This is a genomic window from Kocuria sp. WN036 (assembly GCF_002287015.1).
Lineage (GTDB): Bacteria > Actinomycetota > Actinomycetes > Actinomycetales > Micrococcaceae > Kocuria > Kocuria rosea.
Map to the genome: position 1 here is coordinate 22,943 of NZ_NSKF01000037.1, position 6,349 is coordinate 29,291.

The window sequence follows — 6,349 nt, forward strand, 5'->3', positions numbered from 1 at the left end:
CCTCAACGGCCGTAGCACCGACCCATGCCGGGGTGTGCCTAGCATGGGGGCATGCGCCTGCGAGAGACGGTCCCAGCCGATCTGGATCTCTTCCTAGGCTGGGTTTTCTCCGAGGCGGACATGGTGCTCTGGTCCGGGCGCACCTTTGCCTGGCCGCTGGATCGGGGGCAGCTGGAGCGCTACCTGCGAAATGATCAGCGTCGGTACTGGACCGGGCTGGACCCCGAGTCGGGGAATCCGGTCGGCCACGCCTCCCTGCTGGTCGACCACGACGCAGCCATGATGCGGCTCGGGTGCATCCTCCTCGATCCGGCAGTTCGAGGGCGTGGCCTGGGTCGCGAGCTGATCAGTACAGCGGTGCGCACGGGTTTCGAGGTCACGGAGCTGCCGACCATGAAACTGGGCGTGTACGCGCACAACGTCACGGCTCGGCGCGTGTACGAGGATCTGGGGTTCCGCCAGACCGGCCGGGTGCGCAGCACCGAGGTGAACGGCCAGCCCTGGCATGCCGTGGAGATGGAGCGACCACGAACCGACTGAGCCGCTCCTGCCTGCTGGCTCTCTTCTCGGATCGACCGGGGCCGTCACGAAGGTCACGCGCTGCAATTGGGGTTCCCATCGGATGTGGCTTTGGTGTCTGAGAAGTGGTGTTTGTCGCTATTGTGCACTGGTGGCGACCATGTCAGGGGGATCGGGGCGCTGCAGAGGGCGGCGTTATGCTTCATGGGTGACTCCTGAGGAATTATCCGCCGCCATTTCCGCTTGTTTGCAGGCCGCTGTCGAGGCCGGTGACTTCGATGTCGACCTCCCCTCGGAGGTGCGTGTGGAGCGACCGAAGAACCGGGAGCACGGTGACTGGGCCACGAACATCGCCCTGCAACTGGGCCAGAAGGCGGGGAGGAACCCGCGCGAGCTCGCCCAGGTCCTCAGCGACCGGTTGGCCGGCATCGACGGCGTCAAGAGCGTCGACGTGGCCGGCCCGGGTTTCCTCAATATCACCCTGGACGCCGGCGCGGCGGGCGAGCTCGCCCGCACCATCGTCGAGGCAGGACCCGCCTACGGCACCAACGACGCCCTGACGGGTCACACCATCAACATGGAGTTCGTCTCGGCCAATCCCACCGGGCCCTTGCATCTGGCCCACACCCGCTGGGCCGCACTGGGCGACTCGATCGCCCGTGTGCTGCGCGCCAGCGGCGCGGCGGTGACGGCGGAGTACTACATCAATGACGCCGGAACGCAGATGAACACCTTCGCCGCCTCCGTCCTGGCCACCATCAAGGGCCGACCGGTCCCGGAGGGCGGCTATCCGGGGGAGTACATCGCCGATCTTGGCCGCGAGGCTCTGACTGCCCGGCCGGAGCTGGCGGACATGGATGATGATGAGGCGCTGCCGATCGTCCGGGAACTGGCCTATCGAGCGCAGATGGCCGACATCGAGGAGACCTTGGCCGACTTCGGGGTGCACTTCGACGTGTTCTTCTCCGAGTCGGACCTGCACGAGGGCGGAGCGGTGGTGCAGGCGGTGGACCGCCTGCGGGAGCAGGGTCACGTCTTCGATCTCGAGGGTGCCGTCTGGCTGCGCACCACCGACTTCGGCGACGACAAGGACCGTGTCCTCATTCGGGCCAACGGTGAGCCCACGTACTTCGCCGCGGACGCGGCGTACTACCTGTCGAAGAAGGACCGCGGGTTCGAGCAGAAGATCTATCTGCTCGGCGCCGACCACCACGGCTACATCGGCCGGCTGCAGGCCATTGCCGCCTGCGCCGGGGACGACATGGAGCACAACATCCAGGTGCTCATCGGCCAGATGGTGTCCGTGAACGGAGCCCGCCTGTCGAAGAGGGCCGGGAACATCATCGAGCTGCGGGATCTGTTGCAGTGGCTCGGCAAGGACGCGCTGCGGTACTCGCTGGGCCGATCCTCGGCGGACTCGGCGATGTCGATCGATCCGCAGCTGCTGCAGAAGAACACCAACGAGAACCCGGTGTTCTACGTCCAGTACGCCCATGCCCGGACCCACGCCGTGGCCCGCAATGCGGAGTCGGCCGGAGTGGACACCGGCAGCTTCGACGCGGCGTCGCTGGATCATCCCACCGAGGGCGACCTGCTGGCCGCGCTCGGGCAGTTCCCCGGGGTGGTCGCCCAATCGGCGACCTTCCGGGAACCACACCGCGTCGCCCGCCACCTCGAGGTCATCGCCGGCACCTACCACCGTTGGTATGACGCCTGCCGCATCGCTCCCCAGGGAGACGCCCCGATCCAGGACGTGCACCGCTCGCGCCTGTGGCTGAACAACGCCACCCAGCAGGTCCTGGCCAACGGCCTCGACCTCCTCGGCGTTTCGGCACCCACGAGGATGTAACCGAGTACGGAGCAATCTGTCCCGTGGATTCTCAGTAGAGGTTCCTTTGCGGGTGAAGGTGGATGGGATTCCCGCCGAGGAGTTGGCCGTCTTCCGCTGCGGCATCACCTGGGCGTGAGGACCCCATTAGTAGGGACGCGCGCCACCCCCCTTCGACGTGTGCCTTAGCACATTATGGGGGAGGGGTGTGGATGCGCGGTGCCGTCTGAAGGGTCTCGCAGATCGGGGCAGCGACCGTTCGCGCTTACGCGCGGCCCCACTGACAGCCCATCGGCGCCTCGAAGGAGTTCCGGTCATGACCAGCCCACCACAGGACCCGGGCAACCCTGCTTGCCCGTACGAGTCCTCCCGCAGGACCCCGCCCCGATACTCCTCACAAGGATGGCCCGAAGGCGCGGATCGTGGCCCCGGGCAGCAGCGTGGGGCCGTGCCGGCGCCGCGGCAGCTCCAGCGGCTGCTGGGTCTGACCGTGGCCTCGGGCGCCCTGTATGCGGCACTTGGGGTGTTGGTCACGATCATCTACGCCACGACGGACTTCGCCGCGATGTACCAGCGCATGGGCATGCCGGCCGAGGACGCCGGCCAGATCGGGACCATGGTCGAGCAGATGCGCGGGATCTCGATGGCCTCCGGGGTGATCGCGGTGGTGGTGTTGCTGGGTCTGTACGCCACCGCCTACGTCTTCCTGCGCAAGGGCGCGAACTGGGCTCGGATCACCGGCATCGTGCTGGCGATCCTGAGCTCCCTGGGCTTTCTGGGCAATCTCTTCGGGTTCTGGCTCTACGGGCAGTGGGCGATTGTGCTGATCGGCCTCGGGATTGCCTTCATCGTGGTCAACATTGCTTGGTTGGTGACCGCCTTCGGCGCCCCGCTGCGTGCCTGGTTCACCCGACCCCGCTACACCCGGTGAGACCAGAAGGGACGACGCACCCCCCTGTACTGCGGCCGCGACCCAGCTGAGCATGGCCCGCCTTCACCGCTCACGACGACGATAGGGACGCACCATGGCAGTCGAAGCACGACCCACTACTGGCACACCGGGCCCGTGGTTCCGCACCCTGTGCGGGGCCATCACCCTGGGGCTGAGCCTGGTGTGCGTGCTCTCATCCCTGCCGTACCTGACCACGACCTCCGGCAGCGAGCAGCTGACCATCTGGGGGTTCTTCCTCTGGGGCGCCGGGTTGGCCGTCGGCGGGGCGTGGCTGATCCGCGGCCGGTCCAAGGGCCGGGACATCGTCTTCGTCCGGGACCGCCGACGCCTGCTGACCGTCGCGGCCTTGACCGTAGTGGTCGTCGGCATGGCGATCTTCTTCGCGACCCTGCCCGCCGAGGAGGGCGACATCTTCGACGCGTCCCTGGCGTATCGGACGATGTTCGCCAACCTCTTCGCGACCCTGCCGTTCATGCTCTTCGACCGGGAGGGCCACCAGCAGTCCACCACCCCGATGCCGCAGGATCCCGCCGGACGGCAGAGGGTGAAGCGGCGGATCGGTCTACTGGTCCTCGCCGGGGTGGTGGCCTGGCCGGCCGGGGTGGTGCTGGGAGAGCTGGTGCACCCGTGGTTCGAGGAGATCCTGCCCCGCCTGGCCGCCGGGTTATTGGCCGCGGCCGCCGTGCTGGGCTACCGGCTGCGGAAGTCCCGGCCCTCGGGGACCGGACCCGACGCGTCCCCGGACCGGTAGGACGTGCACCAGGCCATGGTTGCGGTGAGCCCACGACCCCGGGGAAGGACAGGCGATGTTCGTGGCACCGGGAACCGGTGAGGGGCCCGCCCCGAAGAAGGACCGGAAGTGGCTGTGGGGGCTGGGCGCGTGGCTGTTCTGGTTCATCATTGCCGACGAGGTGTTCGAGGCCGCACTGGACTGGTTGGTGGCCACCGGCGGGTACGGGTTCTCCAACGCGATCATCGGGCTGCTCACCCTGGGCGGGTGCTTCATCGGCATCCAACGGCTGCACGTCAAACACCGGCGCCTGGAGACCGAGGGCGACCCGGACCCGCTGCCGGCACCCTACGACTACCAGACCCAGGCCCAGGGCGGGGTCTTCGCGGGGTGGGCGTTCGGGATCATCACCTGGGTCGCCACCGCGGCGTGGTTGGTCTTCGTCGGGGTGGGTTCGGCGATGACGTTCTGGCCGATCCTGGGGACGACGATCCTGTGGGTCGGGCGGATGGAGATGGCCCACGCGCGCGTCATGGACGCCCGCCGCGGCCAGCCGCCGGCACTGATGGCGCTTTCTGAGATTCCCCAGGGATGCTCCCCGATTTTCCCCACCCGGTGGTTGTGGTCACTGTAGCGGTCGTGGGGTGCCGGTGGTGGTGCGGCGCAGGGTGTCGGCGCGGGCTTGGTGGGCGCGCAGCCGGTAGGAGTCGCCGTCGAGGTTGAGGACCACGGAGCGGTGCAGGAGCCGGTCGAGCAGGGCCGCGGCGACGGTGGTGTCGCCCAGGACTTCGCCCCAGGAGCCGACCCCGCGGTTGGTGGTGAGGATGATTGAGGTCTTGAGGTAGCGCTGGGAGACGACCTGGAACAGGGCTGAGGCGGCCTCGGCGGGCAGCGGCAGATAGCCCAGCTCGTCGATGACCAGCAGGGTGGGTCCGGCGTAGAAGCGCATGGTGGTGGCCCAGCGGCCCTCGATCGCGGCCTTGTGGCAGCGGGCGGCCAGATCGGCGGCGGTGGTGAAGTAGGTGCGGTAGCCGGCCTCGGCGGCCTTGCGCGCCAGTCCGACGGCCATGTGGGTCTTGCCGACTCCGGGCGGGCCGATCAGCAGCACGTTGGTCGCGGTCTCGAGGTAGCGGCAGGACGCCAGCTCGTTCACCAGGGCTGGGTCCAGTCCCGGGGCGGCCTCGAGGTCGAAGTCCTCCAGGGTCGCCGGCGACGGCAGCGAGGCGAACCGCAGCCGCCCGGCCAGCCGGCGGGCCTCGGTGGCCTCGACTTCCAGGCCCAGCAGTCTCTCCAGGGCGGCGGTCATCGACATGCCCTCGGCGGTGGCCTGATCGAGGACGCCCGGCAGGTGCTCGGCGGCGGTGGTGAGCTTGAGCTCGGCCAGGTGGGCGCGCAACCGCTGATACGTCGAGGCCTGCGAGAGGCTCATGGGCTCTGTCGGGATGTTCGTGGGGGTGCTCATGTGAGGGTGTTCCTTCCGTTGGCGGCGGCCGCGTAGCGGGACAGATCGATCACCACGGAGCCCTCCTCGGCGCCGTGGACCGAGGTTGTGGTGGACGTGGGCGCGGCGGTGCCGCGCAGGGCCGCGGCTGCGGCCAGGGCGTCGGCCCCTGGTGGGATGCGGACCTTGCTCCGGTGCGGCACCGCCGAGGTGGCGGCCTTCATCGCCTCGGTGTTCAGCGCGATGACGTGGCCGTGGTCGCGGACCATCGCTCCGGCACCAGGGGCGGCGGCACGGTGCCGGGCGATCACCGTCCCGTTGTTGGTGGAGATGTCGAGGTGCGGCTCGCCGAGGCGGGCGATGACGGTGACCGTGGAGTGGGCCAGCTCAGGGGCCACGGAGTAGGAGTTGCCGCGGTAGGCCACCAGAGCCTGGGCCGAGACCTTCCGGGTCACCGTGGTGACGGCCGGGAACGGGGCCGGGGGCAGCGCCCCGAGCGGTTCGGCGGCGGCCAGGGCGCCCACGGTCGTGCGGCCCTGGGCCGTGGTGCGGGCCCGGGCGTCACCACGGGTGGTGCACCACTGATCCAGTGCGGCTTGTGTCGATGCCGTCTGAATACTGACCCTCGGGCGCCGGGCGGATTCAACGGTGGGTTCTAGCGGTCGTCGCAACATCCCTGTAGATGAAGGGGATGGAGATGGGCATCAGAGGACGCAAGCGGCGGTTGGTCCTGGAAGATGAGTACTGGGCGCTAATCCTTACCGGGGTGGGCACGGTCGAGGCGTGCCGGATGGTCGGGATCGGGCGTAAGACCGGGTACCGGTGGCGGGCCGAGCTCGGCGGACTGGCTCCGGCCAGAAGAGCCGAGGCGCAGCCATC

Annotated in this window: 7 protein-coding genes and 1 pseudogene; 6 read left to right on the forward strand and 2 right to left on the reverse strand. The window is 68.8% G+C overall.

Annotation, left to right across the window (positions count from 1 at the left end; all coding sequences use genetic code 11):
- Positions 1-51: 51 nt before the first annotated feature.
- The 5 genes from CK505_RS16570 to CK505_RS16590 all read left to right on the forward strand — a co-directional run bounded on the left by CK505_RS16570 (position 52) and on the right by CK505_RS16590 (position 4,663).
- Positions 52-540: a GNAT family N-acetyltransferase gene (locus CK505_RS16570; RefSeq protein WP_095651754.1), complete on the forward strand. Its 489-nt coding sequence runs from the start codon at positions 52-54 to the stop codon at positions 538-540.
- 187 nt (positions 541-727) lie between these two features.
- The gene (argS, locus tag CK505_RS16575; RefSeq protein WP_095651755.1) at positions 728-2,368 is read left to right on the forward strand and encodes an arginine--tRNA ligase; all 1,641 of its coding nucleotides are present in this window, start codon (positions 728-730) and stop codon (positions 2,366-2,368) included.
- Between the two features lie 295 nt (positions 2,369-2,663).
- Entirely contained in the window at positions 2,664-3,278 is a 615-nt protein-coding gene (locus CK505_RS16580) for a DUF2207 domain-containing protein (protein ID WP_139318361.1), read from the forward strand.
- A gap of 94 nt (positions 3,279-3,372) precedes the next feature.
- Positions 3,373-4,050: a hypothetical protein gene (locus CK505_RS16585; protein ID WP_139318360.1), complete on the forward strand. Its 678-nt coding sequence runs from the start codon at positions 3,373-3,375 to the stop codon at positions 4,048-4,050.
- A 55-nt stretch (positions 4,051-4,105) separates the two neighbouring features.
- Positions 4,106-4,663: a hypothetical protein gene (locus CK505_RS16590; protein WP_095651756.1), complete on the forward strand. Its 558-nt coding sequence runs from the start codon at positions 4,106-4,108 to the stop codon at positions 4,661-4,663.
- Here the strand turns inward: CK505_RS16590 and istB are convergent.
- Positions 4,655-5,491 (reverse strand): IS21-like element helper ATPase IstB, encoded by an 837-nt coding sequence (gene istB / locus CK505_RS16595; RefSeq protein ID WP_095651757.1) that lies wholly within the window; start codon positions 5,489-5,491, stop codon positions 4,655-4,657. The two genes, CK505_RS16590 and istB, sit on opposite strands and share 9 nt — an antisense overlap.
- Complete coding sequence (locus CK505_RS16600; protein ID WP_095651758.1) at positions 5,488-5,994, reverse strand: hypothetical protein; 507 nt, start codon at positions 5,992-5,994, stop codon at positions 5,488-5,490. The genes istB and CK505_RS16600 overlap by 4 nt, the downstream gene beginning before the upstream one ends.
- 173 nt (positions 5,995-6,167) lie before the next feature.
- Here CK505_RS16600 and CK505_RS18715 point away from each other — a divergent pair.
- Positions 6,168-6,349: pseudogene (locus CK505_RS18715) on the forward strand (IS30 family transposase); the annotation flags it as partial.

Bases quoted from the DNA above. Each gene is read 5' to 3' on its own strand.
- istB (WP_095651757.1), bottom strand. From the start codon at position 5,491: ATGAGCACCCCCACGAACATCCCGACAGAGCCCATGAGCCTCTCGCAG.
- CK505_RS16590 (WP_095651756.1), top strand. From the start codon at position 4,106: ATGTTCGTGGCACCGGGAACCGGTGAGGGGCCCGCCCCGAAGAAGGAC.
- CK505_RS16585 (WP_139318360.1), top strand. From the start codon at position 3,373: ATGGCAGTCGAAGCACGACCCACTACTGGCACACCGGGCCCGTGGTTC.
- CK505_RS16580 (WP_139318361.1), top strand. From the start codon at position 2,664: ATGACCAGCCCACCACAGGACCCGGGCAACCCTGCTTGCCCGTACGAG.
- CK505_RS16570 (WP_095651754.1), top strand. From the start codon at position 52: ATGCGCCTGCGAGAGACGGTCCCAGCCGATCTGGATCTCTTCCTAGGC.